The sequence below is a fragment of the Mesorhizobium atlanticum genome (assembly GCF_003289965.1).
Taxonomy (GTDB): domain Bacteria; phylum Pseudomonadota; class Alphaproteobacteria; order Rhizobiales; family Rhizobiaceae; genus Mesorhizobium; species Mesorhizobium atlanticum.
The window spans coordinates 75,678-101,457 of sequence record NZ_QMBQ01000009.1 but is presented as its reverse complement, the minus strand read 5'-3'; the positions used below and the strand labels follow the sequence as shown (position 1 = coordinate 101,457).

Sequence of the window (25,780 nt, the reverse complement as noted above, 5' to 3'; positions counted from 1 at the left end):
ACGGCGCAATTAATCCGATCCGAACTGGCGGATGTCGGAAATTCCAGATCGGAGCTTGCGATGAAATTTGGCACAGAAATCGTCTTGCTAAGCCTATTTGCTTTTGCCCTCTTGCTGGCCGCCAGCTTGGGCGCCGACGAAGCTTTTCGCCTGCACATGTCGGTCTTGTCCCTCGCGGCGGCTGGGTTCACCGCTTTCCTGCTGCGCAACACTGAGTTCAAGCCGGCAGCTCCGAATGCCTGCCTGATCGTGCCCGGTGTCAAGGTCTTCGCGGACAACCACGTCGCTCCTCACAATGAGAGCGCAAAGGAAAACAGAGAATTCGGCGCGCCCGATCTGATCGATGCGATCTGGCTTCATGGACCGGGCGAGACGCCCATGGCCGCCCAGATCCGCACCCCGAAAAAAGGCGCGATGCCGAAAGAGCGCCTCGGCGAGATCGAGGTCAAGAAACTTGCAAGTTATGTCCATTCGCTTGGCATCGGAGAATAGGTGGCGACCTATTCTTGCCCTCCCCCCCCAGCCAAGCGACGAGGCCCGGCGTGAGCCGGGCCTCAACCTCGTCTGGACAGTCTGCGATACTAGTTCCTCCATTTGACGTGTCCGCCATGCGGCAAGGTTCCCGACCAACGGCTAGTAAAGCGCTGCGAACAGGGCTTTGCAGTAATAAATGGCGAGGATTGTACCCGCAACCGCTAGATCCACGAAATGCTCGCTGCGGAGGCTCGATCCCTCGTTCAAGACGCCATTTTCGAGCGGCAATCCCCGCATCAGCATTCAATGGATCATGCAGCGCGTCTCTTAGCTGCGTCATGGTAGTCGCCCGGATGGAAGCGGCCGGGCTTCCCTAGCGCCGGTTCGATGACGATGATTGTCTCTGGAGAATGATTCTTGTTATCAAGGGCAGGGGTTTCCACCGGCTTGCCGTGCTCCATTCTTTGCCAATGGCCCGCACGCGGCCGAGCAATCTCATACGCATCGCAGGCCTGCGCCACATGCTGGTCTCTGATGCCATACTGCCTTGCGATTTCGGTCATCGGTTTCGACCAGACCAGATCGTAAAGCTCAGCCCGCGTCATTCTCAGCACGTATCTTCCTCTCGTATCAATCGGCGGCAATGCCTACCTGTCTCTCGGCAATTTAGAAGCGCCCCCCCCGGCTACCTCCACCTTGTGAAGATTTCGTGGATGCGCTCGGGTCGCGCAATCCATCAAAATGGAACGACGCGGCGTAGGGGAATATCCGCCCTAATTTTTCTTACCCCAGGTAGTCTCGAAAGGACTTCCCGGTGGATCTCTTCGTAGCCCCGGATGTCCTTTACGGAGACGTATAGAAGGTAATCGGTCTTGCCGCTTACCGCGTAGCACTCTTCGATTTCAGGATGCTTTCGAAGAGAATTTTCGAAGCGCTCGACCGTGTGTGAGCTAATGGCCTCCAACTCGATCCGGACCGGGATTTTGCTACCGGTTGTCAAATTGCTCTCTCCGGTTTTTCCAACTTAAACATCTAACGGAGTCCGCCGCCGCTTCAGTGGGATCGAGCCGCAGTGAGAAAACCGCTGTTCCGGCTTGGCACGTGCCCACACTTTAGCTCGATCCGAGCAGCCGACGACATCATGTTCATGCTTTGCAGCCGACCATCTCTCTGTCGAAATTGCGCGAGATCCCTCGTATAGCCAAGCCTACGCCTGGCTTGCAAGTCGCCCGACGACTGCCGCGCGCAAACATGGCATAGCATCAATCACAATCCGTGAATTCAGGTCGAATGACGACCTTGTCGTGGGGACGATGACCAGCGATCCCGTCCGATTGGAGCTACTCGCCTCGTCGACGAAAGGCCTTGGCACAGATCGCCAATAAGTTTGGGCCGGCAATGTTGCCGCATGTCTGGGTGTCGCAATTGGCCGGCGTTCGCGGCGGTCGCGCTCCGCCGCACACCCACGCGCGTCGTCAGATTGCACGCGATTGCCACCACGCCGGAGCGGCCGGGGCGGCGGACTTGTTCCAGTAAGCGAGCTTGGCCGCTGCGTTCCCTCAACCTTCTCATCGTACCGAACTCGATGCTGCCGGAGGCAAAATCGCGCGGCTCTGACATGGATCAGGGCAAACAGGCTGCGACTGCCAGTTAGTGCGCTGCGGATTGGCATCCGCCGGAATTTCCAGATCGGGGACTTGCGATGAAATTTGGCACAGAGATCGTCCTTCTAAGCCTGTTTGCCTTTGCAGCCCTTGTGGCTGCCGGCTCCGGCGTAGATGAGGCCTTTCGCCAGCATATGTGGATTTTGTTCTTCGCCGTGGCTGGCTTCACCGCGGTCCTGATGCGCAAGACGGACTTCAAACCAGCAGCTCCGGTCGACCCCTCCACCTATATGGATGGGCCGATCCGGTACGGGGCCATAGCGACCGTGTTCTGGGGCGTGGTCGGCATGCTGGTTGGGGTGATCATCGCGCTCGAGCTTGCATACCCTCACTTCAACATCGAGCCCTGGTTCAATTTTGGCCGGCTGCGGCCGCTGCACACGTCCGGGGTCATCTTCGCTTTCGGCGGCAATGCGCTACTTTGCACATCCATGTATGTCGTGCAGCGCACGTCCCGCGCGAGGTTGTTTGGCGGCAATCTCGCCTGGTTCGTGTTCTGGGGGTATCAGCTTTTCATCGTCATGGCTGCGACGGGCTATCTGCTGGGCATCACCGAAGGTCGCGAATATGCCGAGCCGGAATGGTATGTCGATCTCTGGCTGACGATCGTGTGGGTCGCGTATCTGATCCTTTTCCTCGGCACCATTTTGAAGCGCAAGGAACCACATATCTACGTCGCCAACTGGTTCTACCTCTCCTTCATCGTCACCATCGCGATGCTGCACGTGGTCAACAACCTGTCGATGCCCGTCTCGTTCGTCGGCTCGAAGAGCTACTCCGCCTTCTCCGGCGTTCAGGACGCGCTGACCCAGTGGTGGTACGGGCACAATGCCGTGGGCTTCTTCCTCACGGCCGGCTTCCTCGGCATGATGTATTACTTCGTGCCCAAGCAGGCGAACAGGCCGGTCTATTCCTACCGCCTGTCGATCATCCACTTCTGGGCGCTGATCTTCCTCTACATCTGGGCCGGGCCGCACCACCTCCACTACACCGCCTTGCCCGACTGGGCGCAGACCCTCGGCATGGTGTTCTCGATCATGCTGTGGATGCCTTCCTGGGGCGGCATGATCAACGGCCTGATGACGCTCTCCGGCGCATGGGACAAGATCCGCACCGATCCGATCATCCGCATGATGGTCGCGGCCGTCGCCTTCTACGGCATGTCGACCTTCGAAGGCCCGATGATGTCGATCAAGACCGTCAACTCGCTTTCGCACTACACCGACTGGACGATCGGCCATGTCCATTCCGGCGCGCTCGGCTGGGTCGGCATGATCACCTTCGGCGCGATCTACTACATGGTGCCGAAGCTCTGGAACCGAGAACGGCTCTATTCGCTGCGCCTCGTCACCTGGCACTTCTGGCTGGCGACGCTCGGCATCGTCGTCTACGCGGCCGTCATGTGGGTTTCCGGCATCATGCAGGGCCTGATGTGGCGCGAGTACGACGAGCAGGGCTTCCTGGTCTACTCCTTCGCCGAGACCGTCGCCGCGATGCATCCCTACTACATCATGCGCCCTATTGGCGGCGCCATGTACTTCTCCGGTGCGCTGATCATGGCTTGGAACATCACGATGACCATCTTTGGCTACCAACGTGAAGAGGATCCGATGCCGAGCTATCCCCGACATCCAGCCTGCGCGATCGGGAGCCAGAAAATAGGCTTGATGGACAAGCACGCGACCATCGAGAAGAACAACGCGCCTTCGGGCCGTCACGGTTGGCGGCATCGTCGAGATTGCGCCGCTCTTTTATCTCCACAACACGATCGAGAAGATCGACGGCATCCGCCCCTGCTCGCCTCTCAACGCTACGGGACGTCGTCGCTTGTCATGGTGAGAACGCGAGGGGCAACAGAGAACTCGGCGCACCCGATCCGACCGACGCGATCTGGCTTCATGGACCAAGCGAGACGGCCATAGCCGCCCAAGCCCGCACCACGAAATAAGGCGCGATGCCAGCCTGGATCGAGCGCCTCGACGACCGAGGTCAAGGTACTGGCTGTCTATGTCCATTCGCTTGGCGGCGGAGAATAGGCGGCGGCCTATTCTCGACCCTCCCCCCGCCAAGCGACGAGGCCCGGCGCGAGCCGGGCCTCGACCGCGGTGCGGCAGTCTGCGTTTGAACCTCCTCAACGCGACGCTGCCCGCCATGCGGCAAAGGTTGCCCGACCCCCAGCCAGAACGCGTGGTCGAGCGTCGGTCGCGAACATCGTCGCTGATGACCGCAGACGATTTGCCGGTGCCGGCGGTTCATTGCGGCTGCATGGAGGCGATCGAAGCAGCACTCGCCAAACTCGACCGCGTCGAGAGCGCGCGCGTCAACCTATCGACCAAGCGGATGTCGGTGAGTGGCGTGAAGGTGAGGTGCCGCATAAAACTCGCCGCTGCCAGCTTTTGCGGCGTCTGGCTGATCCAGATCAGGTCATCTCCTGACCGGCCTGGTTACGTCGACCGACCTTCAAGGGAGAACGCATGTCTAGAGGGACAGTCTGGTCGTCACCTCCAGCAGTCCGCCGGTGTGAGAATCCCCCTTGCTGGCTGGCTATCTGCCTGGCTCGGCACGCACAAGGGCTGGTTCTGTCGGCCGCGTTCCTGGCTGCATCCTTCGTTGCGGATTTATATGCGGTTATTTGTGTCCAGTGGCTTGAGGCAATGCGGCGCACAATGGCTGCCAGGGCAATTGGTCCGCAGATTGCGACTCATCGCAACCAGCACCTCACCCCGATAGCCGACGCGATGGCAGCGCTCTGATGGCCAACTGCGACGACAGTTTCGACATCATCGTCGCCGGAGCCGGGCCGGTCGGACTTTCATTCGCCGCATCGCTTGCAAAGAGCGATCTCAAAGTTGCCGTGGTTGAGCAGCAGGCCCTGGAAAGCGTGGCGAATCCGCCTTTTGATGGTCGCGAGATCGCGCTGACCTACGCCTCGATCAGCATCCTTCGCGAGCTCGGCGCCTGGGACGCCATCTCCGCTGATCACAAGTCACCGGTGCAAGGCGCGCGCGTGCTCAACGGATCGAGCCCTTTCGCTCTGTGTTTCGATCCTCCAAGGAGGTCTGCAGAACCGCTCGGATTTCTCGTCCCAAATTGTCGGATCCGCGATGCCCTGTTCAAGATCCTCCGCTCGCACCACCGTGTCCAGCTGCTATGCGGCCACTCGGTCGTTGCTGTAACCAACGGCCGCAAAGGAGCGGTCGTAAAGCTTTCCGACGGCAGGCGGTTGACCGCTCGACTTTTCGTTGCGGCAGATTCGCGTTTGTCGCGCACGCGCGACCTGCTCGGCATCGCCGCCGACATCAATCGGCTTGGCAGCTCGATGGTGATTTGCCGGGTGAGGCACGAGCGCGCCCACCATCAGCTCGCGATCGAATGGTTCGATCACCATCAGACCATAGCGGTCTTGCCGCTGATGGAAGGCGTGTCGTCATTGCTTCTCACATTGCGCACAAACGAGGCCAATAGACTTCTTGCTTTGGATGACGATCTGTTCCTGATCGAATTGATGGACCGGTGTCGAGGGCGCCTCGGAAAAATGACCCTGGCAAGCAATCGCCATATCTATCCATTGGTCACGACCTGGGCGCACAGCTTCTGGGCTCCGAGCGCCGCACTCGTCGGCGACGCTGCTATCGGCATGCACCCGGTGACCGCCCATGGCTTCAACATCGGCCTCGGCGGCCAAAAGCAACTCGCCCACGGCATACTGACGGCTATTCGAAATGGTCACGACATTGCCGATCCCGACATGTTGCGCAGATACGAGAGCCGCCTGCGCCTAAGGGCGGCACCTCTATATCACGCCACCAATATATTGGTCGGGATTTACTCAGACGAGCACCGGGCGGCCCGATTTGCAAGACATGTAGGGCTTCGCCTGGGCCAATATCTTCCCTTCGTCCGGCAGGGCATTGCGAACGTGCTTGGGCGGTGAAAAAACTGCCAGCGGATTTCGAGCTCTTACGGCGGGATGGATTGCGAAGTGCGCTGCGAAGCTTCCCCGAACAAGTTGCTAGCCCTGGCAGACAATTCGCCGGGAATCCGGGTGGAGCTCCTTCGTTCTCGAGATCGTGGGTGACATTCTCGGTGGCCCCGGGGTCGCGTTGGCTGAACCTACGCCGGATCTTGCCTCAGGCCGCATCGCCGTATGCTGGCGCAAATGCTCCCACCCCTAGGATGGCGCGAAGCGCCCCATCCACATCTCGCCACTGTCACCGCCCCAATGTCGGGCTGCCGTCTTTTTCTTATCGAAACGCCAGTCAGCCGGCGAACAATTCCCTGTAGCCTGTCGTCACCATCCAGTTCGCCCGATCGAGATGGCTGCGGGCCGCATTGCGGGCCCGTTCCGGTTCGCGTTTGGGATCGATGCCGAGGATCAGCTGCGCCATTTCCTCGTAACTGGCACTGTCGGCGGCGGCATCCAGGAACCGCATATAGGTCGTAAAATGCTCTTTGTCGTAAGCCGTGAGGCTATCCGACCAGGGAACTTCATCTTGCATTTCGATGTCCATATGGCTTTGCGAGTCAGCTTTCGGGCGCGTCTTCCACGATCCCAGATGCGTTTTGAGCGGCTCACCATAACGAATAGGAACGATCGTTCCTAGAACGATAGTTCCGGTTCTGGTCCGTATCTCGCCATGGACCTCAAAGAGGTGATGGCGATCAACCTGCGTCGGGTGCGCCATCATCAGGACCTGACGCAGGAGGAATTGGGGGCCCTCGCGGAGCTCAGCATGCGTTATGTGGGCTCAATCGAGCGCGGCCGCGTCTCCGCGAGCGTAAGTGTTCTGGGTCGACTCGCAAAAGCTCTTAATGTTGATCCTTGCGAATTGATCAAACCGCTCCGGTGATCAAGGAATCTACATTCCCCGTCGGCGTGACCTCCTTAGATGGCGGCGGTCAACCCGTGAACTGAGCGGCCCTGCGCGCAGACGGCGCTCACCGAACGCTCGGGAATCGAGCCGGCTTTTTCTTGGACAGGCTCAGCCGCGTCTCGGCCATGCGATACGGCCCAACGGCCGCAGTCAGCCGTTTTCCGGCGTGACAGCAAAAGAGCCAATATCGTGAAGGGTTTTGACAGCCAGGAATGGGATTCTGGCCGATTGTGCAATAATCGTTTCGAAGCTCCGTGATCGTTAAATAATGATGTAACGTAAATTTCACAAGAAATAGGCTTATATTGTTAGTCGAATCCTGTAGAAATCTGCAGATGGATTGTCGACTTGTTTGATGCGATGCGGTGGACATCCGACTCGGCATTATGAAACATATTGGGCGGCCAGGCGCCCTTTGATCTCGGGTCGGCACCGCGACCAGTGATTAACTATGGTAGGAGGCGGGGCCATAACCGCAAACTCTAACAACGGAACTCGTCAAGCATCCGCCGCATCGACGTTGCGGAGTCTGGTATGTTCGAATGAAATCGCCTTCCTTATGGAAGCTCACGACGCCCTGTCGGCGTCGGTCGCGGAGGCCGCCGGCTTTCGAGGCCTGTGGGCGTCAGGACTGTCGATCTCGTCCTGCCTGGGCTATCGCGATGCGAACGAAGCCTCGTGGACTGAGATCGTCGATGCTGTGCACAGGATCGTTGAGGCCACGCAAATACCTGTTCTTGTCGACGGCGACAGCGGATTCGGGAATTTCAACAACGCGCGTCTGTTCGCGCGCAAGCTGCACCAACGCGGGGCGGCCGGTGTCTGCATCGAGGATAAGAGCTTCCCAAAAAAGAACTCCTTTGTCGGGGATCGGCACCCACTCGCTGAGATCGGTGAGTTCTGCGGCCGTCTGCACGCTATTCGGGACCACGTGCCAGATCCGGAATTCGTTGTGGTCGCGCGGATCGAGGCCCTCATCGCGGGGCATGGTCAGGATGAGGCGCTGACGCGGGCCCATGCTTATGCTGACGCCGGTGCCGACGCGATCCTGATCCATTCGCGCAAACCCGACGCAGCGGAAATTCTCGCCTTTAGCCGCGCCTGGAGGAACCGCCTCCCGGTAGTGATCGTCCCGACGAAATATTACCGCGCACCGGTCGCGCAATACCGAGCGGCACAAATCTCAACCGTGATTTGGGCGAACCATAATATGCGTGCCGCGATCTCCGCCATGCGCCAGGTTTGCGACCGCATCATCCGCGAAGAGAGCACCGCCGGGATCGAACGCGATGTTGCCACACTCGAAGACCTGTTTGATCTGCTCAAATATCAAGAGCTCTCCGCGGCCGAACAAAAATATCTGCCGAGCGGTGCCCGATAAACGGGCCTGACTTCCCAAATCAAGGCAAGGAGGCGCCGATGCTTGCTCGACGCACAAGCTCGTTCGGTTCATCTCGAACCGCCGCGGCGCGGGCCGCCGCAAGACAGGCAGCCCACAGCCACCAGGAGGTGATCGATCTGACCGCTGGCGAGATCTGGAGCGAGCTCGCCCCGACCATTCGCGAAGGCGCGATCAATGCTATCAACAACGGCGTCAATCGTTACACCGATACGCTCGGCATGATGGAATTGCGCGAGGCGCTGGCGCGCAAGGTCTCCTTCGATACGGGCCAAACCTGGAAAGCCGACGAGATCGCGGCAACGACAGGCGCCAAGCAAGCGCTCTTCAATGCGACCATGGTGCTGCTGAATCCAGGTGATGAGGTGATTATCCCGGCACCCTACTGGACGACGTTCTCGGCCCAGGTCGTAATTGCAGGCGGCAAGCCGGTTTTCGTCGATACGCGTTCCAACGCGTACGTCCCGCGCATCCAGGACATCGCTGCGGCATTGACCGAAAAGACCCGCGCGATCGTCGTCAATACGCCCGCCAACCCGTCGGGTGCGGTCTACGATTTTGATGCGCTGACGGCGATCGCCCGGCTGGCGATCAACCGCGACCTGTGGGTTATTTTCGATGAATGCTATGCCAACTTCGTCTACGGCCAGCACGCCCATTACCCGATCGTCTCGGCTGTGCCCGAAGTCAGGTCTCGAACAATCATCGTCAACGGATTCAGCAAGTCGCTGGCCCTGACGGGCTGGCGGATCGGCTATCTGGCGGCTCCAAAGGAAGTTGTTGATGCCGTCAGGGCCTTGCAGTCCCATACCACCTCAAATCCCAATGTGATTGCCCAACATGCGGTGCTGGCTCACCTTGAGCGGGGAGACGGTCGCCATGAGAAAAAGCTGGGCTTGCAGCTGGCAAGTTCCAGACAGCTCGGTCTCAGCATCCTCTCCTCACTGAGGCGGATCCCCGCGCCTCGGGCGCAGGGCGGCATATATTTCTATCTCGATCTTTCCGGGTTGGGACCGGCGTTCAAGAATGGCCCGGCGACCGCCGATGACGTTGTGACCTCGCTCCTTGCCGACGCCGGCGTCGCAGCCGTATCGGGCACTGCCTTCGGCGACCCTCTCGGTCTGCGCCTGTCCTATGGAACTCCTCCCGAAAAACTCGAAACCGGGCTAACCCGGCTGGTTGATGTCCTTAACAGCTGGAAATGACACCACGAAGAAAGGGGATCGACATGCCTGTCGCCGCGCCCAAGAAAGCCGTCATTCTCGCCGCCGGCATGGGCTCACGCCTGCGCCCGCTGACCGATCTGCGGCCGAAGCCCCTGATCGAGGTCAACGGAACATCGATCCTCCACAATGCGCTGCGAAACCTCGCAGCAATCGGCGTGGAAGAAGTCACGATAGTCGTCGGCTACCGCAAGGATGCTATTCAATACGCATGCGGCAGCCGCCTCTACGGCGTCGAGATCACGTATGTCGAGTCAACCGTTTTCGACCGCACCGGCAGTGCCTATTCGCTATGGCTCGCCCGTGACGCACTCCGCTGCGGAGACTGCTATCTTCTCGAAGGCGACGTCTTCTTCGAGGAGGACACGCTTCGCTGTCTGATAGAGGTAGCCGCTGCAAATGTCGCGGCCGTCGCGCCGTTCACCGCTTCCATGGAGGGCTCCGCGGTCATTTTGTCGCCCAGCGGTCTCATAGCCGAGGTCCTCTTGAAACAGACCGGGGCAAACCTCGTGTCAGGCGGTCCAGTCCTCTTCAAGACCATGAACCTCATCCGGTTCTCTGGCTCTGAACTTCGGACGATCATCATCCCGGCGCTCGACGATCTAATCGGCTCCGGCGCAACAAACGCATACACCGAAGAGCTCTTTGGCCACTTGATCGGCACCGGTGGCCTTCAACTAGCGGCCGCGCGTTGCGACGATCTGAAGTTATACGAAATCGACAGCACGGAAGATTTGTGTATCGCCGAAAGTATCTTCGGTCCGACCGCGTCTAGGCCCGCGTCTGTCGTCACGGCGGAATAGGAGCCAGCCCATGTTGCGCTATCTTGTTGATCCCGCGAACGCGATCACTGCCCTGGGGGTGGCTTTTTCAGCTATAGCAATACACTTGGCTTTGTCCGGATACACACCGCCGGCAGTTGGTGTTGCTCTGTGGGCCATGTTGGCCGACCACCTCGACGGCATAGTTGCCGCGCGTCTAAGAAGTCGTCCTCCGGAAATGGCGAAGATGGGCAAGTCCTTGGATGGATTTGCCGATATAATTTACGGTTCAGTCTTTCCCGCGATCTGTATCAGCCAGATTAGCAAGGCCTCTTTAATGTCGGCTATCGTTAGCGCCGTATTGCTATTGGGAGGTGTAATTCGCCTCAGCTATTTCAATAATTTCGGCCTTTCCAAGGACGGAAAATTCTTGGGAATTCCATTGTCATACGACGTCCCGCTTCTGGCGGTGTTGTTGCTTGGAAGAGGTCAGCTCGGGGACAATCTCGCCACGACCACCAACATCAGTTTTTCGATCCTTGGCGCATTGCATGTCGCTCCGATCCGGATCCCTGCTCCAAATCAGGTGATGTATACCATGATTGTGCTTTTTAGCCTTGGCGCGTCAGCAGTTCTGCTTGGTTATTGTTGATTTGAGTAGATCCGATGCTGTACGAAGGAGCCCAAAAATGAACGTTTCCGCTTCGCAAAACGGGTCGACCGATTGCCAGCTAAGGTCGGACCTGGGAAAGGTGCCGCAACGCCTTCAACTGCGGATCGTTCGGAGCCGACCGCGTGAAAAGCTGGTTCTGAATGATCAGCTGCCTGCGGCTGGCGTCAGATAACGTGTTGGAGCCGTTGCCTTCGTTCGCCGATCGAAAACGACAGCCTAGACACGTTGAACCGTCCAGGCGCTGGTTCGGTATCTTGCCGGAATTTCGTCCATCCTCCTCGCTAGGTCTACTATGGAAGCTTTCAAGCCATTCCATTCAGACATTGATAGCTGCCCTCGGAGATCATGGGCGGTATCCCAAACCCGCATATACCGCTCTACGTCCATCAGCTCGACATGCGCAGCCTCGACAAAAACGCATTCTTTGAAGCCTGGCGCTTCGCTCAGGATTGTCTCAAGTTCCGGCATAATCGCTTCGATAGGCTCGCGTGCCCGCTTAACGCCAGGTGCCCTTTTCCGTATCAGGTTTTCCACCTTTGTCTGGAACGGGTCACATCGTATATCCGTCAGGTCATAGACGACCGAAAGAAATCCTCCTGGGCGAAGAATTCGATGGCACTCAGCCAGTGCGGCGTCGCTGATCGTCCAGTGAAACATGGAACCCATGCAGACCCAGCTGACTGATCGATCATCGAGTCCTGTTTTTTCAGCCGTCGCCTCCAGCCACGAAAAACCCCGAAGATATGAACACTCTTCCCGACCGTGTTTAAGCATTTCCCGGTTCGGCTCGACGGCAAAGCCGGAAAAGCCCATGCGAGCAAGCATCTCGACCAGCTTGCCACTTCCAGCGCCGATGTCCGCCGCCACGAGAGGCAACGCAGCGAACCGGATGCGAGAGGCTATGTATTCGAATACAGGATAGGAGTAATAAGGCCTGTATCTATAATTCTGTGACACGTGCGTAAAATCGCCAAATCTTTCCTGCTCTGCCGCCTGTTTGATGGGGACAGTCATCGCGTTCTCCTGATTATGGCAGTCGCATTCAAAACGAATGCATTTTGCATGGCAACCTATACCCGAAGAAGCGGCCGGGACGTCCTGGATCGGCTTCAGCCTTAGCGAAGGCAACGCGGAAGCGCCAGTCGCACCGGACAAGGGTGGTCAAAAGCAGTCAAAAATTCACAAAACCGCAACAAAAAGTCACATTAGCTTCATGTCCGCCACCTAAGTCTCCCTTCAAACCACTGGAGGAGTGAGATGGCTGAGCTTCAAATGACAAGACGGCAGACAATCGCTGGCGCCTTGGCGAGCGGATTGCTTGCTGCGATGGCGTCGAGGGCTTGGGCTGCCCAGGCTGGGACGCACCCTCGGCTCACGATTGGCATGTCGGGCTTTCCGCCGGCGGTCGAGCCGGCGCTCTTCAACCACACTGCTACGCGGCGGGTCGTACCACAGATTTTCGACACCCTGATCGCCTTCGACCACGGCAAGGGCATGGCGCTCAAACCAGCCCTTGCAGAGCGCTGGGAACGGCTCGACGGTGGGGCGCTCCGCCTCTCGTTGCGTAAGGGGGTAACCTTTCATGACGGCAGTCCGTTCACGGCGCACGATGTCGCCTTCTCCTTCAGCCCCGATCATCTTCTAGGACCGGGCCGCTCCGGCAGGTCGATCGCCATGCAGACACTTGATCGCGTCGAGCGTGTTGAAGTCGTTGATCCTTACACCATAGTGATCCGCGCCAAAGGCAACGATGCCCTTCTCGAGCAACGCCTGGCGGCCTGGGCTTCGGAGATTGTCGGCAAGCGCGCGTTCGAGGCCGCCGGCTCCTGGGACAAGTGGAGCGCTGCGCCGGTCGGCACCGGGCCCTACCGGCTCGTCAGTCAGAACCTGGACGTCAATATCGTTCTCGCTCCGCACGATGCTTATTGGGGAGGCAAACCTCCCTTCGGTGCCATCGAGTACCGTATCATCCCTGAGCTTGCCGCACGCGTGAACGGCCTGCTCGCCGGTGAGCTTGACATCATAACCGATGTGCCGCCCGATCAGTTCGGAGACATCGCCGCGCGGCCTGAACTCGAGATCGCCGGCGGTGCGGTCCAAAACGTTCGGTACCTCGCTATCGACCAAACCGCCCCGATATTCAAAGACCCCCGGCTCCGCCGCGCGCTCAGCGTCGCGATCGATCGGAAGCTCTTCGTCGAAGCCCTGTGGGAGAACCGAGTACCGGTACCGAACGGCTTCCAGTTATCGAGCTTCGGCTCGGGTTATATCGAGGACTTCCCGGCGCTTGCTTACGATCCCGACTTGGCGCGCCAACTCATCAAGGATGCCGGCTACAAAGGCGAACCAATCACATACCGTTTGCTCAACAACTACTACACAAACCAAGTCTCCGGCGCGCAGGCGATGGTCGAGATGTGGCGGACGGCGGGCCTCAATGTCGAGATCCAGATGATGGAGAACTTCTCACAAATCCAGCGCAAGCCCGTCAACGCGATCTACGACAGTTCATCGACAGCGATCTTCCTCGACCACCTCGGTCATGCTTGGCGTGAATTCGGGCCGAACGGGACCCTGCCGAAGCAGGTCGGAATCTGGTCAAATGAGGAGTATTTCCATCTCGGCGCCAGATTGCAGGACGTAGTCGATGTCGAAGAGCGCCGAAAGATCATTCGCCGCATGCTGACGATCATCGACCGGGACGATCCGCCGTGTGTGGTGCTGCATGCCTCGGGTCAATTCTACGGCAAGCGCCGTGACGTGCCGTGGATTCCCGGGCAGATGCTGGATCTCAATTTCGGGCCATCAAATCAAGCTTTCGCGCGGAGCTGAGGTCATGGTGGACCAAGAGCGCGACGCGCCGCAGCCGCGTGGCAGTGCCAGACTTGGGGCGGCGCGACAGCAGCAGATCCTGACGCTCATCTCCAACGGCGACATCATCGCTGTCGGGGACCTCGCAGAGCGCTTTGGTGTTTCGCAGGAGAGTATCCGCAGAGATATCCGCGCGCTCGATCAGGCCGGACTGCTCCGCCGAGTTCACGGCGGCGTGGCGCCCATGGCGCCGGTCGACCTCACTGCTCGCCGTCCGGTTGCCGAGCGGCTCGAGCTCGACCGCTCTGCGAAAATGGCGGCAGCCGAGGCCGCGCTGCCGCTTTTTCAGGAAGGAATGAACATCTTCCTTGGCGGCAGCTCCACCATGCTGCTGCTCGCCGACGCGCTCGCAGGGCAAGGCCCGGCGTTGTCGGTCACGACCAACATGATCGACATCGCCACACGACTTGCCGTGGAGGTCCGCTTTAAGGTGACGCTGCTCGGGGGCGTGCTCAAGCCGACCACCCGAACGCTGATTGGCCCCGACATACTTAACGCGCTGGACCACCAGGTATTCGATCTTGCGGTCTGCGGCGCGAGCAGCGTTGATGCTGTGCATGGCTTCCTCGGCCCGTCCGAATGGCATGCCGCAATCGGTGCAAAGCTCACAGAGCGGGCGCGGTGCCTCGTCGTCGTGGCGGATGCCACCAAGTTCAACCGATCGGACGCCTATGTGGTGCTGCCGCTCAGCCGGGTCGCAGTTCTCGCTACGGATAGGGCCGCACCTCCTGATATGGCAATCGCGCTGGAGGAGGCAGGGGTAAGGGTTCTGCTCCCGACCGGTCACAACAGTTCGACGCGATCGCAGTCCGGACAGGCGCTATGAGTACACGCCCGTTCCTGGAATTGACGGATCTCTGCGTCTCGATCGGCGGCATTTCGGTTTTGCGCGGCGTGAATCTCATGGTCGCGCGCGGTGAAGCGGTTGGCATCGTCGGTGAAAGCGGATCCGGCAAATCGGTGACATGGCTTGCCGCTCTTGGGCTGCTGGGGCGAAAGGCCCGGGTCGCCGGAAGAGTTCGGCTCCAAGGCGAGGATATTCTGCATATGCCCGCGCCATTCCTGGACCGGGTGCGCGGGGCGCGCATCGCTATGATCTTCCAGGATCCGGCGAGCTCACTCAATCCAGTACACAAGGTCGGCGATCAGGTCTCGGAAGTGCTGAGGCTCCACCGTGGCATGGACCGCCGTGCGGCGCGAGCCGAGGCGAGGCGCTTGTTCGATGCGGTCGGCATATCCGATGCGGGACGGCGGCTCGACGCGTACCCGCACGAGCTGTCGGGGGGCCAGAATCAGCGCGTGATGATCGCTGCGGCCCTTGCCGGCGAACCCGACTTGCTCGTCGCCGACGAGCCGACCACCGCATTGGACGTCACCATACAGGCCCAGATTCTCGATCTGCTCCGCGAGGTTCGGACCGAGACAGGCATGGGACTCGTGATCATCTCGCACGATCTTGGCATTATCGCCGAAACCTGTTCGCGCGTCGCGGTCATGTATGCCGGCCGCGTCGTCGAGGAGGCTCCGGTAGACGATCTGCTGGAGCGGCCGATCCATCCTTATACTGCGGCTCTGCTCGCGGCTTTGCCTAACGTCGATGGCCCGAGACGTCGCGTGACCGCCATTCCGGGCTCGGTCCCCGATCTCGTCCGCCTGCCGCCAGGTTGTCCCTTTGGGCCCCGCTGTAGACGTCACACCTCGGCCTGCGATGCCGCCGAACCGGCACTGGCTTCCGTCGATGCGGAACATCCTGGGCGTCGGGCGGCATGCTTTCATTCGTCCTTTGCACACGCCCGCGCGCCCGAACACAAGGAGGTCGTACTCGCATGACCGTCCCACTCCTCAAGGCGGAACGGCTGGTTCGTCGCTATGGCGTGCGCCATGGCTTCTTCGGCCGAAAATCCACCGTCCATGCGGTCGACGACGTCTCCCTGACGATCCGTCGCGGCGAAACCCTTGCCCTGGTCGGCGAATCCGGCTGCGGGAAATCGACCACTGGACGTCTCCTGATCGGCCTCGAGCCCGCGGACGCCGGCGCAATCTCTTTCGACGGCACGGTGTTGCCGATGCCCCACGAGCCGGGCTGGCGATCCTCCCGCGCGCGCATGCAGATGGTGTTCCAGGATCCGCTGGCCGCGCTCGACCGGCACTTGACCATCCGCGAACAGATCCGCGAGCCGCTCGACATCCACCGTTTCGGTTCGCCGTCCGAGCGAGCAGAGCGTGTGGCTGCACTGCTCTCGGCCGTTGGCCTCGGCACCGATCATGCGACTCGGTATCCGCACGAACTCTCGGGCGGGCAGCGCCAACGTGCCGTGCTAGCCCGGGCACTGGCGCCACGGCCCGACCTAATCGTCTGCGACGAGCCTATGTCGGCCCTCGACGTGTCGATCCAGGCTCAGATCATTAACCTCCTGGCCGACCTGCAGGCAGAACTCGGCACTGCGATGCTGTTCATAAGTCACGATCTCCGGGCCGTCCGGCAGGTCAGCCATCGCGTAGCGGTAATGTATCTCGGCCGCATCGTCGAGGAGGGACCACCCGATGAGGTCTTCGGCGCGCCGTTGCACCCCTATACGCAGGCGCTCGTCTCGGCGATTCCGCACCCGAGAAGACGCCGGACCGAACGGATTCTGCTCCCAGGCGATCCGCCAAATCCCATGAACCGGCCGAAAGGCTGTGCTTTCCACCCGCGCTGCCCCATCGCAGGATCGGCATGCAAGCTGCAATTGCCGGCGCTTGAACCCGTCAAAGAGAGTCGTAGCGTCGCCTGCCACGCGGTCCATGGCACCACCGGGGGCCCGGCCATCAGGAGGCTTGCCTGATGCTGCGCTTTTTCGCCGTGCGCCTGTTGCGCGCGCTCATCACCATCGCGCTGGTTGTGACCTTCGCCTTCATCGTGCTGCGTGTGTCGGGCGATCCGGCCTTGGAGATTATGTCTGTCGATGCGCCACCCGAGGCCATCGCCGCCTTCCGCAAGGCCTGGGGCCTGGATGCGCCGCTGTGGATTCAGTACGCGCGATATCTGCTGGCTATCCTGCACGGCGATCTCGGCCAGTCGATGCGCGACGGGCGCGAAGCCGTTGTCGTCGTCGCCGAGCGCATCCCCGCGACGCTGGAACTCACCGTGCCGGCGCTGCTCTTTAGTCTAGCAGTCGGGATTCCGGCAGGCGTCTATGCGGCCCTTCAACGCAACAGTCGAACCGATCGGGCAGTGATGGTCGCAGCGATCGCGGGCTTCACTGTTCCCTCCTTCGTTTTCGGGCTTTTACTGGTTCTGGTGTTTTCGATCAGACTCGGATGGCTGCCGTCGGGCGGCATCGGGGGACTGGGCCATTGCATCCTACCGATCGTCACCCTGGGCGTTGGCGGCGCCGCGGTGCTGGCCCGCTTCGCCCGCGGCGCCATGCTCGAAGTGCTCGGCCAGCCTTATATCCGAGCCGGCAGCGCCAGGGGTCTGCCCTGGCGAAGGGTGATCGTGTCTCACGCATTGCCCAATGCGGCAATCCCCACGCTCACCATTGTAGGCTTCATGGTCGGAAACCTAATCGCCGGTGCGGTCTTGGTCGAGAATGTGTTCTCGTGGCCGGGCCTCGGCCGATTGCTCGTCGTCTCAGTGGTCAGTCGCGATCTCGCCGTGGTGCAGTGCATCCTGCTTCTCATCGCCGCTGTCATGATTGGTGCCAATGTCACCGTCGATCTGCTTTACGGTGTGCTCGACCCACGCATCCGCACAGCACCGCTCTGCGCGGGAGCCGGCAGATGCTGAATGCCTCACATGAAGGCGCTGCGCCGCCGAGGTCGGCGGCGCGGACCGCGATCCCGCCGCTGGTCGTCGCGGCGGTAGTCTGGCTCGCGTTAATGCTCGCCATCGCGCTGCTGGCAGACGTATTGGCCCCCTACGACTATGCTGCGCTGGACCTGCACCATCGGTTGTCCCCGCCCGCTGGATTGGGTGGCACGGTCCTGCATCCGTTAGGGACAGACGAACTAGGCCGGGACGTACTCTCGCGTCTCATCGCGTCGATCCGCATGAGCCTGCTGATCGCCTTCGAGGCCACCTGTCTCGGCGCCGTACTCGGGATAGCGCTCGGCCTTCTCGCTGCCCATTTCCGCCGCTGGGCCGAGCAGATCGTGCTCGCATTCGTCGACTTCCAGGCCAGCATGCCTTTCCTCATTCTGGCACTCGCCGTCCTGGCCTTCTTTGGCAACTCGCTTGCCCTGTTCATCGCCCTTCTCGGACTACATGGCTGGGAGCGCTATGCCCGCATCACCCGCGTACTGGCCATTAGTGCCGGGGCGCAAGGCTACGCCATTGCCGCGCGCCAGCTCGGTGCGGAACCCTGGCGGCTTTATATTCGCCATGTCCTACCCAACATTGCCTCCAGCCTAATCGTCACCCTGACGCTCGCCTTTCCCGAGGTGATCCTGTTGGAATGCGGGCTGAGTTTCCTCGGACTTGGCGTGCAACCGCCGCAGACCTCGCTCGGCAACATGGTCGGCTACGGCCGCGACTATCTGACCCGCGCGCCATGGATCCTCATCGCACCATCGCTTGTCATCGCCTTAAGCACAATGTCGGTTTGCCTAATTGGCGATTGTCTGCGCGACCGAATGGACAAGGCACTCCAATGAGCCGCTTCATGCCGACTCACGTTCTCATCGTGCTGTTTGACGGGCTTCGGCCCGATCTCATCAGCCCATGGCTGACCCCGAACTTGGAAAGGCTCAAGCGCCGTGGCGCGACACTGTCGCGACATCGCACGGTCTATCCAAGCGAGACGCGGATTGCCTTGACTAGCCTCGTCACCGGCACGACGCCGGATCGTCACGGCATCGTCGGCAACAAGTATCTTGATCGGCTGTCCGGGATGCCGCGCTATGTCGATACCAGCGACGACCGCCTTATCGAGGAACTCGACACTGCAAGCGGCGGCCATTTCCTCGGCGTGCCCTGTCTCGGTGAGATACTCGCGGCAAACAGTAGGACATACTCGGTCCTGGCCTCGAACTCCGCCGGGGCGACCCGCATGCTGAATCACAAGGCTCGGACGCTCGGCCAACTGACGCTGTCGGGTCACTTTCCCCGTGTCGCAACTTCGTACGAGATGCTCCAGCGGGTCGAAGCTCTGCTAGGACCCACGCCGGCGCCGGCGCCCCAGGGCACCGCCGATCTCGCGGCTCAAGCCTTCTTGACCTCCGCATTCCTCGAGGTGATCTGGCCGCAGATCCGGCCCGATGTCGCGATCCTGTCCTTTGGCGAGCCCGACATTTCCTCCCACTATTCCGGAACTGGTGCGCCGCAGACACTGGAAGCAATTCGCTTCATCGATAGCCAATTCGGCCGGGTGTTCGATTGGTGGGAGGCCGAGGGTGTTTCCCAGAACGTGCACTTGATTGCCGCCTCCGATCATGGTCATGTCACAGTTCATGCACGAGCCGATCTGCTCGAAACGCTTGAGGCGACCGGGCTGCGTTGCGGCCAAGCGCCAGCGCGAGGTATCGACGCAACCGTGATGCCGGGGCAGGTCGGAGCGATATACCTGGCCGAGCCATCTGAGCCGATTATCCGCCGCGCAGTCGCGGCGATGACCGAACGGCCTTGGTGCGGCCCGGTTTTTACCACTGGCCGAAGCGAGTCGGAGGGGGTGGCTCCGGGAAGCTTCGCACGCCACCTGGTCTTCGCCGATCATGCCCGTTCGGCGGACATCCTGTTCTCGTTCCGGGCGGATGACGGTCTCGATCGCTTTGGTCTCTTAGGCCGCAGTTGGAGCGCGGATTCCCCTATCGGCTTTGGTGTGCACGGGGGGCTGCATGCCAAGGAGATGGCATCGGTCGCCATCCTGGCTGGTCCACGGATCAAGAGCGGGGTCGTCTCACACGTGCCCTCAGGTGTTTGCGACTTCGCGCCGACAGTGCTCGATCTGCTTGGCATCTCGCGACCCTCGACGATGACCGGCCGGGTTCTCGCCGAAGTTTTTATCCAGAACCCTGGGGATGGGCCGCCGACGATCAAGACGGTCTATGAAACGGGCACCGGCGAATACCTGCAGCGCCTTCAGCGTGTGAGGGTCGGTGGAGCAGTTTATCTTGAATCCGCCGATATCCGTGATGCCTTGTCCGCGAGCATCGCCTCTTTGTCGGCAACGCCAACAACGTGATCTATGCCATCGTTAGAAGCGTACAGATGCCGGGGAGGTCGTTGTTGAGGACAAGCTTTTCCAAAGGCAACGAGCCTGATCGCAGATGGTCGCCGAGAAAACATCCGGATGCAGGAGTTCGCGGGAAAAATCCATGTGGCCATAGTGACTCGCACAGACGCAGACGTCCTCCTCGTCGCCCGGACTGAGGCGCTATCGCCGGGCTCGGTGAGGCGGAGGCCTGAGGCAGGCCAGGGCGTATGAGGGAAGCTGGCTTTGAGTTGTCACCGCGATGCGGACGCAGTGGCAGGCCACCGCTTGTTCCGCGAGCAAACGGATTTTTCGATGGCTTGCGAGCAAGTTTTTGTGTCTTCCATCGAGGGGGTGAGGTCTGTTTCCGGACTGGTCCCCCGTGGGTCGTGGCGTAGCCGTCTCTTGGCGCGGTATTTTTCGCGTAACGCCAATAGCAATCTGCCGTACGGCAATTGATGCAATGGAGGATTCGCCGAATTGGAGATTTTCGAAAGGCTCGAAGCGTTGATCGATGCGCCCGGCGCTGAATCGGTCAACGAGGCGCGCTCGATGCTGCATCAGTTCGAGTCGGTCATGACTGCCGACGCGATCCATCAATTCTTGCTGGATCTGATGACCTTGGTGTTTGTGGTGGACGCTGCTCCTCAAAATTATCACGCGCCGGTGCGCAAGCTCGTCAGGATCCGGCTGGCCATGCTCAAGATGCTTGGCGAAGCCTCGGCTTGAGCGTCGGCCAAATGTCGCGTGGCGCAAGCGCTATCAGCCGGATGGCGAAACGGCTGAAAATCTGTCGCGGCTGCACGACTTGTTGAATGGCGCGTGCCGCGGATCCGGTGTCATCGCCTGTCAGTTCGAATTGGATGCTGAAGAGACTTCAATCGCCATTCTCCGATCGTTGGAATGCCAGCCCGAAGGTGGCGCACTGGCGATCGCGTAACGCTCTGTGCCGGCGAACTTGGCCATCCACCTTGGCAAGCTGCCCGCCGACTTCGGAGAATGCCGCGCGGCGGAAGGGTCTGGGGACGACTAGGCATGCAATTTGTCTTCGAGACCTTCCTGGAGCAGCTGTCGGAAAGCGTCGATGAGACCGATTTCCGCGACGCGATGGCGCGTGCGGCCGCGGCATTCGATCTCGTCCAATTCGCCTATCTGTGCCTGCCGCCACGAGCGCCGGGAAAGCCAAGGCTGATCTCGAACTATCCGCCGCGCTGGACCGCTCATTACCTGAGCAACCATTATCACGCCATCGATCCGGTGATCGCGCGGGCGCAAGGCAGCCAATGCCCGTTTCTGTGGGGACTTCACTACAGCCGAACCGGGCTATCGGATTTCGAGCACAAGCTCTTCGACGAGGCGGCCGTGTTCGGCATCCGCTGCGGTTTGACGATCCCGATCCTCGACAAGCGGGGCAACGTCGCTGCCATGAGCTTTGCCGCAGACGAGCTCAATCCGGCCCTCCTGCGGGTGACCGAGCGCTACCAAGAGGCATTTCGCTTCATGGCGACCTGCTTTCATATCTGCGTCCGCCGCAAGCTCTCGGCCGACCGGGTGGTCAACGGCGTGCAACTGACGCCGCGCGAATATGAATGCCTGGAATGGGCGGCGCAGGGCAAATCCGCACGCGACATCGCCTGCATTATTGGCATCAGGCGCCGCACCGCCGCCTTTCACCTGGAGAACGCCAGGAAGAAGCTTGGGCTGCGCACCCGCGTGCAGGCCGTGGCGCAATTCTCAGCCGCCAGAACGGGTCTCGGCTGACCAGGCACCTGTACCGCTGTACAGGCTGCTTCGGCCTGACGCTCGGCCTCCAATGGCAGGGTCAATCCCGCCTGGAGGCCGATAATCATGCTGCAGCTCATTGCTCCCGAATGGTACGGCGACTTCGCCGACGAGCTCCACGAAATGCACCGTCTGCGCCATCGTGTCTTCAAGGAGCGGCTGGACTGGGACGTCAGCACCAGCGGCGGCTACGAGATCGATCGCTTCGACGCGCTGAAACCCCACTATCTTTTGCTGCGCGGCTCAACTGGCAGCGTCGACGGCTGCATCCGCCTGCTTGCCTCGACCGGGCCGACCATGCTTGGCGATGTCTTTCCGGCCCTGCTGGACGGGCAGCCGGCGCCGCAGGATCCAAGAATCTGGGAAAGCAGTCGTTTCGCGCTCGACCTGTCGCCGTCGGCCGCCAAGGGGGCAGGCGGCATCGCTGCCGGCACCTACGCGCTCTTCGCAGGCATGATCGAGTTCGGGCTATGGCGAGGTCTGAGCTGCATCGTCACCGTCACCGACCTGCGCATGGAGCGCATCCTGCGCCGGGCCGATTGGCCGCTCGAGCGGCTCGGCGAGCCGCGCGCGATCGGCCCCACCCGGGCAGTGGCCGGCTACCTCGAGGTCTCAAACGAGCGCCTCGATGCCGTTCGCCGCAATGGCGGTCTTGCCGGTCCGGTGCTGTGGGCACCCGTCAATCCACGAGGTCGCACGATGGCTTCGCTTCGTGCTGCGGGCGGAGATGCCTGATGAGCCTGCCGGAACCTGAAGCCGATCGGCCGGACTGGCGCGATGAGCGGTCCTATGACTACACCCTTGAGCTGACGCGGCGCGGGTGGGCCTGGGAATTCCTGCGGCGCAATTCGGCCTTCCGGCATGATCTGTCCCACGCATTGGAACAGGCCAGGTTTGTCGATCAGCGGCCGTCGCTCGACGTGATTGCCTCCTCCGCCGACCTGTCGCGCTGGGGGCTTTTGTTTCGCCTCCTCAACGCACCGTGACGCAGCTACGTTCTGGTGTCCGAGCCGATGCTCTCAGGTGTTGCCGGTCGTCGCCGAACCGGTGTCCTCCTCGCCGGCGATGCCGGCGTTCGAACCGGCTAGTCTGCCCTACCGTGCGATTGTCCTCAGGCTGGTTGACGGCGGCCAGCATCTCCTCCTGCACAGCGCCGGCCGGCAGCTTCAGCTCGCCGTTTCGGGGTTGAGTATCGTCGACCCCGTTCGGCTGAGCACGGATGCGATCTGGCCGGCCGGTGAGTTGCGGCAACGCCTCTGGGCGCTCGAATGCCTCCACAGTGTCATTACACGGCAACACTGGCCGAAAAGACTGTTTGCGCCAGACACACGCGGTCGTCGCCTGCGCTTTGTTCTGCGGGCCCTTGACGGCTCAGTTGCGGGCGCCTCGTACCGGGACATCGCCGAAGTGCTGATTGGTCACACGCGTGTCCGGGCCGACTGGACAGATCCTCGCGACCATCTCCGCGATCGCACCCGACGTGCCGTGACACGGGCTCGGGTGCTCATGAATGGCGGCTATCTCGACTTTCTTGCCTGATGTGTCTCGCACCGTGCAAATGCGTCAGCCGGTGAACAGCTCCCTGTAGCCCGTTGTCACCATCCAGTTCGCCCGGTCGAGATGGCTGCGGGCCGCATTGCGGGCGCGTTCTGGTTCGCGCTCCGGATCGATGCCGAGGATCAGATCGGCCATCTCCTCGTAGCTGGCGTCATCGGCGGCGGCATCGAGGAAGCGCATATAGATGGTGAAGTGGTCCTTGTCGTAAGCCGTGAGGCTGTCAGACCATGGCGCTTCATCCGCTATCGGCACGTTCGATTCAGGCTGCAACATCGCTGATCCTATCTCCAAGAGCGGTCTAGCAAACCCGTCCCCGATCGGATTGAGACGCTTGGTGTGGAATACATATTATAGTTGATAAACTCAAGGAGCCTGATCCGCTGACTTCTGATGCATGGACATGCGTCAGTTGGTGGGTCGGAATGTGATAAGGATCAGGCTGAAGAAAGGTCTGACGCAGGAACGGCTCGCCGAAATTTCCGGCTTTAGTCAGCAGTATATCAGCGGGCTGGAGAAGGGCCGCCGCAATCCGACGATCGTCACCATCTACGAACTGGCATTGGCGCTTGGCGTCAGCCACATGGATCTGGTTCGTCCGGACAAATAATCGGACTCTGCGCGGAAATTGCTGGGCGCCTGCGCGCCTGAAGGCGCTCCGGCGGGGGCTTGTTAACCGAGCTCGCTTTTCTTCGGGGAACCTCAGATGGGTCTCGCGCCGTTCGGCTCCGCCCCTGGCGCGGGCAGCCCTTGCGGGCTGGCGGCATCGCTGTAGGCTACGCTAGCGTGCAAGTTGCTGACTACTCGCCTGCAGAATGCGATCTGCGGATCAGGAGGACGGCCTGATTAGGTCGCACGGATCCACATTTGACGCCTTTGCGATGCGCCCCAGGACAGTGACGTATCCGGTCACGTGCGAGAAAAAAGGCGATGCTAACAGCTTCTTTACCATAATGGGGGATGGTCGTGCAGGCTCCTCCGGAGCCTTGCCGCGCGTCATTGCTGACGCACTTCGCCTAGTGCCGGCGACCGACGCTTTCATGTAACCTCCGCCCCAAGAGTATGCGTCGGCGCCGGCCAGGAGTCCGCCGGACGTCCGCTCTTCTTCGTCCACCTCTGCTGATGTGTGTGCACGCAGAATGGCTGGAGATTTGTGAGGCGACTGGTTTCTGTCTGCAATGTATATGGAAGCAGTTCCTCAGTGCCCATGTCCGCCCCTGAACGCGAGACACCGCTCAGACAGGTTGAGAGTAGGGGCAGGATATCTGAATAGCCCCCAGCAACAATGCTGAACCGTGCTCCCGCCCGCAACGGCAGTCATGCAATTGCGACCCGAACAGCTCACGCTTCGAGCAGGCTCTCATCTGCTGGGCAGTTCGCCTGGCGGCCCTCGAAGATCGAATTTGCCACCGCGAAAACGTCGCGGCGGCGGCAATATTCCAGGACCTGCCCGCCATTTCTGCATGCGTTCAATCACGGAGTGTTCTCCAGGCCGCACCATTTGCCCTCGTCCTCGTTCAGTCCGCCGAACCCTCCCGATCGCCAAGTCAGTATGTTTCCTCTGGAGAACTGTTTTCTTGTTGATCACTTGTACGACATCAGCGCATGGACGTTACCGCCCGGCTCTCTGTCGCGCCGAGCTGCACGAAACTCATTGCCGGTCGTCCAACCTCTCGACTGCCATTCTAGCTGCCGATGACTGCGAGCATTGTGACAAGCGGACCAAAAATGCCCAACCGAAGCTAAAGACTTTTCGCCAGGTTGCCAGAAGAGGACATGAATGCCCTTGGCCCGAAAACACCAGAAGTTCCACTTCCCGCCTGTAGGATTCGTGCATCGGACGCCTCTTGGGATAAGAGGTCAGCCGGCACGGTTCTGCGATAAGTCGGATGAAGCTGGCCGTCGGCCAGGAGGCTCTTATCTCCGCGGCCGACAATTCAACTCGGCTGCATTGACGTGCTTGCGCCAAGGATGCCCATGCTTGTCGACATAGACGAAGAACAGGTGCTTCACCTTCACACCGCGGCATTTACGAGCAATTGCGGCAAGAGCCGCGGCCGCAGGCTCACCAAGGCCTCGAAGGGGATTTGCGTGAAAGCTAACGGTGTTCGGAACGTTCGCCATAGCTTCCAGAACCGCACGCTCCGGCGATGACATTCTGATTGGTCAAACCCAGGGACAAAATTAAGGTCCGTCCGCTCGTAGGGGCTCTCCGAGATGCGAAAGGCTACTTCAGCGCTGCCGGGATATGTCAATTAAAATCGAACATTTTCGAGTGCATTCAAAGAAGTCCTATTCTGCTGAGCGGCGTCCCGCGTCGGCTTGGCAACGTGCG

At 60.6% G+C, this 25,780-nt stretch carries 26 protein-coding genes and 2 pseudogenes; 22 read left to right on the top strand and 6 right to left on the bottom strand.

Annotated elements, in window-relative coordinates:
* Positions 1-234: 234 nt before the first annotated feature.
* Positions 235-492: pseudogene (locus tag DPM35_RS32925) on the top strand (cytochrome-c oxidase, cbb3-type subunit III); the annotation flags it as partial.
* A 293-nt stretch (positions 493-785) separates the two neighbouring features.
* On the opposite strand, the gene DPM35_RS26345 reads toward DPM35_RS32925, so the two are convergent.
* On the bottom strand, positions 786-1,079 hold the full coding sequence (locus DPM35_RS26345) for a hypothetical protein (RefSeq protein WP_112130126.1): 294 nt from the start codon (positions 1,077-1,079) through the stop codon (positions 786-788).
* A 131-nt stretch (positions 1,080-1,210) separates the two neighbouring features.
* Positions 1,211-1,438 carry an Lrp/AsnC ligand binding domain-containing protein gene (locus tag DPM35_RS33350; RefSeq protein WP_425373420.1) on the bottom strand — a complete coding sequence of 76 codons (228 nt, stop codon included), beginning with the start codon at positions 1,436-1,438 and terminating at the stop codon, positions 1,211-1,213.
* Between the two features lie 738 nt (positions 1,439-2,176).
* Here DPM35_RS33350 and ccoN point away from each other — a divergent pair.
* From ccoN to ubiM, 3 genes and pseudogenes are all read left to right on the top strand, one after another.
* Positions 2,177-4,060: a cytochrome-c oxidase, cbb3-type subunit I gene (ccoN, locus tag DPM35_RS26335; protein ID WP_342633680.1), complete on the top strand. Its 1,884-nt coding sequence runs from the start codon at positions 2,177-2,179 to the stop codon at positions 4,058-4,060.
* Positions 3,961-4,174 (top strand): annotated as a pseudogene (locus DPM35_RS32915) (cytochrome-c oxidase, cbb3-type subunit III); the annotation flags it as partial. The gene ccoN and the pseudogene DPM35_RS32915, both read left to right, overlap by 100 nt.
* Before the next feature lie 716 nt (positions 4,175-4,890).
* Entirely contained in the window at positions 4,891-6,072 is a 1,182-nt protein-coding gene (ubiM, locus tag DPM35_RS26315) for a 5-demethoxyubiquinol-8 5-hydroxylase UbiM (protein ID WP_112130125.1), read from the top strand.
* A gap of 325 nt (positions 6,073-6,397) precedes the next feature.
* Here the strand turns inward: ubiM and DPM35_RS33345 are convergent, their stop codons facing one another.
* Positions 6,398-6,649: a DNA -binding domain-containing protein gene (locus DPM35_RS33345; protein WP_245431647.1), complete on the bottom strand. Its 252-nt coding sequence runs from the start codon at positions 6,647-6,649 to the stop codon at positions 6,398-6,400.
* Between the two features lie 126 nt (positions 6,650-6,775).
* Between DPM35_RS33345 and DPM35_RS26305 the strand changes: the two genes are divergently transcribed.
* From DPM35_RS26305 to DPM35_RS26285, 5 genes are all read left to right on the top strand, one after another.
* Positions 6,776-6,988 carry a helix-turn-helix domain-containing protein gene (locus tag DPM35_RS26305; RefSeq protein ID WP_112130123.1) on the top strand — a complete coding sequence of 71 codons (213 nt, stop codon included), beginning with the start codon at positions 6,776-6,778 and terminating at the stop codon, positions 6,986-6,988.
* Positions 6,989-7,463: 475 nt separating this feature from the next.
* Positions 7,464-8,393, top strand: coding sequence for a phosphoenolpyruvate mutase (gene aepX, locus DPM35_RS26300; protein WP_112130122.1), 930 nt, complete (start codon positions 7,464-7,466; stop codon positions 8,391-8,393).
* 38 nt (positions 8,394-8,431) lie between these two features.
* Positions 8,432-9,616 (top strand): aminotransferase class I/II-fold pyridoxal phosphate-dependent enzyme, encoded by a 1,185-nt coding sequence (locus DPM35_RS26295; protein WP_112130121.1) that lies wholly within the window; start codon positions 8,432-8,434, stop codon positions 9,614-9,616.
* Between the two features lie 23 nt (positions 9,617-9,639).
* Positions 9,640-10,437 carry a phosphocholine cytidylyltransferase family protein gene (locus DPM35_RS26290; RefSeq protein WP_112130120.1) on the top strand — a complete coding sequence of 266 codons (798 nt, stop codon included), beginning with the start codon at positions 9,640-9,642 and terminating at the stop codon, positions 10,435-10,437.
* Positions 10,438-10,447: 10 nt separating this feature from the next.
* A complete protein-coding gene (locus tag DPM35_RS26285) occupies positions 10,448-11,047 on the top strand; it encodes a CDP-alcohol phosphatidyltransferase family protein (RefSeq protein ID WP_112130119.1) in 600 nt (199 codons plus the stop codon).
* A gap of 237 nt (positions 11,048-11,284) precedes the next feature.
* Here DPM35_RS26285 and DPM35_RS26280 read toward each other — a convergent pair whose 3' ends face one another.
* A complete protein-coding gene (locus tag DPM35_RS26280) occupies positions 11,285-12,082 on the bottom strand; it encodes a class I SAM-dependent methyltransferase (protein WP_112130118.1) in 798 nt (265 codons plus the stop codon).
* A gap of 243 nt (positions 12,083-12,325) precedes the next feature.
* On the opposite strand from DPM35_RS26280, the gene DPM35_RS26275 reads away from it, so the two are divergent.
* The 12 genes from DPM35_RS26275 to DPM35_RS26220 all read left to right on the top strand — a co-directional run bounded on the left by DPM35_RS26275 (position 12,326) and on the right by DPM35_RS26220 (position 23,430).
* The gene (locus DPM35_RS26275; protein WP_112130117.1) at positions 12,326-13,900 is read left to right on the top strand and encodes an ABC transporter substrate-binding protein; all 1,575 of its coding nucleotides are present in this window, start codon (positions 12,326-12,328) and stop codon (positions 13,898-13,900) included.
* Positions 13,901-13,904: 4 nt separating this feature from the next.
* A complete protein-coding gene (locus DPM35_RS26270) occupies positions 13,905-14,765 on the top strand; it encodes a DeoR/GlpR family DNA-binding transcription regulator (RefSeq protein ID WP_181592148.1) in 861 nt (286 codons plus the stop codon).
* Entirely contained in the window at positions 14,762-15,769 is a 1,008-nt protein-coding gene (locus DPM35_RS26265) for an ABC transporter ATP-binding protein (RefSeq protein WP_112130115.1), read from the top strand. The genes DPM35_RS26270 and DPM35_RS26265 overlap by 4 nt, the downstream gene beginning before the upstream one ends.
* Entirely contained in the window at positions 15,766-16,764 is a 999-nt protein-coding gene (locus tag DPM35_RS26260; RefSeq protein ID WP_112130114.1) for an ABC transporter ATP-binding protein, read from the top strand. The genes DPM35_RS26265 and DPM35_RS26260 overlap by 4 nt, the downstream gene beginning before the upstream one ends.
* Positions 16,764-17,708, top strand: a complete 945-nt coding sequence (locus tag DPM35_RS26255; protein ID WP_181592147.1) for an ABC transporter permease — start codon at positions 16,764-16,766, stop codon at positions 17,706-17,708. The genes DPM35_RS26260 and DPM35_RS26255 overlap by 1 nt, the downstream gene beginning before the upstream one ends.
* Entirely contained in the window at positions 17,702-18,574 is an 873-nt protein-coding gene (locus tag DPM35_RS26250; protein ID WP_112130112.1) for an ABC transporter permease, read from the top strand. Before DPM35_RS26255 ends, DPM35_RS26250 begins: the two co-directional genes overlap by 7 nt.
* Positions 18,571-20,100 (top strand): alkaline phosphatase family protein, encoded by a 1,530-nt coding sequence (locus DPM35_RS26245; protein WP_112130111.1) that lies wholly within the window; start codon positions 18,571-18,573, stop codon positions 20,098-20,100. The genes DPM35_RS26250 and DPM35_RS26245 overlap by 4 nt, the downstream gene beginning before the upstream one ends.
* 489 nt (positions 20,101-20,589) lie before the next feature.
* Complete coding sequence (locus tag DPM35_RS26240; RefSeq protein ID WP_112130110.1) at positions 20,590-20,838, top strand: hypothetical protein; 249 nt, start codon at positions 20,590-20,592, stop codon at positions 20,836-20,838.
* Positions 20,839-21,144: 306 nt separating this feature from the next.
* Positions 21,145-21,870: a helix-turn-helix transcriptional regulator gene (locus DPM35_RS26235; protein ID WP_112130109.1), complete on the top strand. Its 726-nt coding sequence runs from the start codon at positions 21,145-21,147 to the stop codon at positions 21,868-21,870.
* A gap of 87 nt (positions 21,871-21,957) precedes the next feature.
* Positions 21,958-22,626: an acyl-homoserine-lactone synthase gene (locus tag DPM35_RS26230; protein ID WP_112130108.1), complete on the top strand. Its 669-nt coding sequence runs from the start codon at positions 21,958-21,960 to the stop codon at positions 22,624-22,626.
* A complete protein-coding gene (locus tag DPM35_RS26225; RefSeq protein ID WP_112130107.1) occupies positions 22,626-22,877 on the top strand; it encodes a transcriptional regulator domain-containing protein in 252 nt (83 codons plus the stop codon). The genes DPM35_RS26230 and DPM35_RS26225 overlap by 1 nt, the downstream gene beginning before the upstream one ends.
* Positions 22,878-22,914: 37 nt before the next feature.
* Positions 22,915-23,430, top strand: a complete 516-nt coding sequence (locus tag DPM35_RS26220; protein ID WP_112130106.1) for a DUF2285 domain-containing protein — start codon at positions 22,915-22,917, stop codon at positions 23,428-23,430.
* Between the two features lie 24 nt (positions 23,431-23,454).
* Here DPM35_RS26220 and DPM35_RS26215 read toward each other — a convergent pair whose 3' ends face one another.
* Positions 23,455-23,721: a DNA -binding domain-containing protein gene (locus DPM35_RS26215; protein WP_112130105.1), complete on the bottom strand. Its 267-nt coding sequence runs from the start codon at positions 23,719-23,721 to the stop codon at positions 23,455-23,457.
* Between the two features lie 121 nt (positions 23,722-23,842).
* Here DPM35_RS26215 and DPM35_RS26210 point away from each other — a divergent pair, with 121 nt between their 5' ends.
* Positions 23,843-24,055 carry a helix-turn-helix transcriptional regulator gene (locus tag DPM35_RS26210; protein ID WP_112130104.1) on the top strand — a complete coding sequence of 71 codons (213 nt, stop codon included), beginning with the start codon at positions 23,843-23,845 and terminating at the stop codon, positions 24,053-24,055.
* A 1,307-nt stretch (positions 24,056-25,362) separates the two neighbouring features.
* Here DPM35_RS26210 and DPM35_RS33340 read toward each other — a convergent pair.
* Positions 25,363-25,602, bottom strand: coding sequence for a type IV toxin-antitoxin system AbiEi family antitoxin domain-containing protein (locus DPM35_RS33340; RefSeq protein WP_112130102.1), 240 nt, complete (start codon positions 25,600-25,602; stop codon positions 25,363-25,365).
* Positions 25,603-25,780 lie beyond the last annotated feature (178 nt).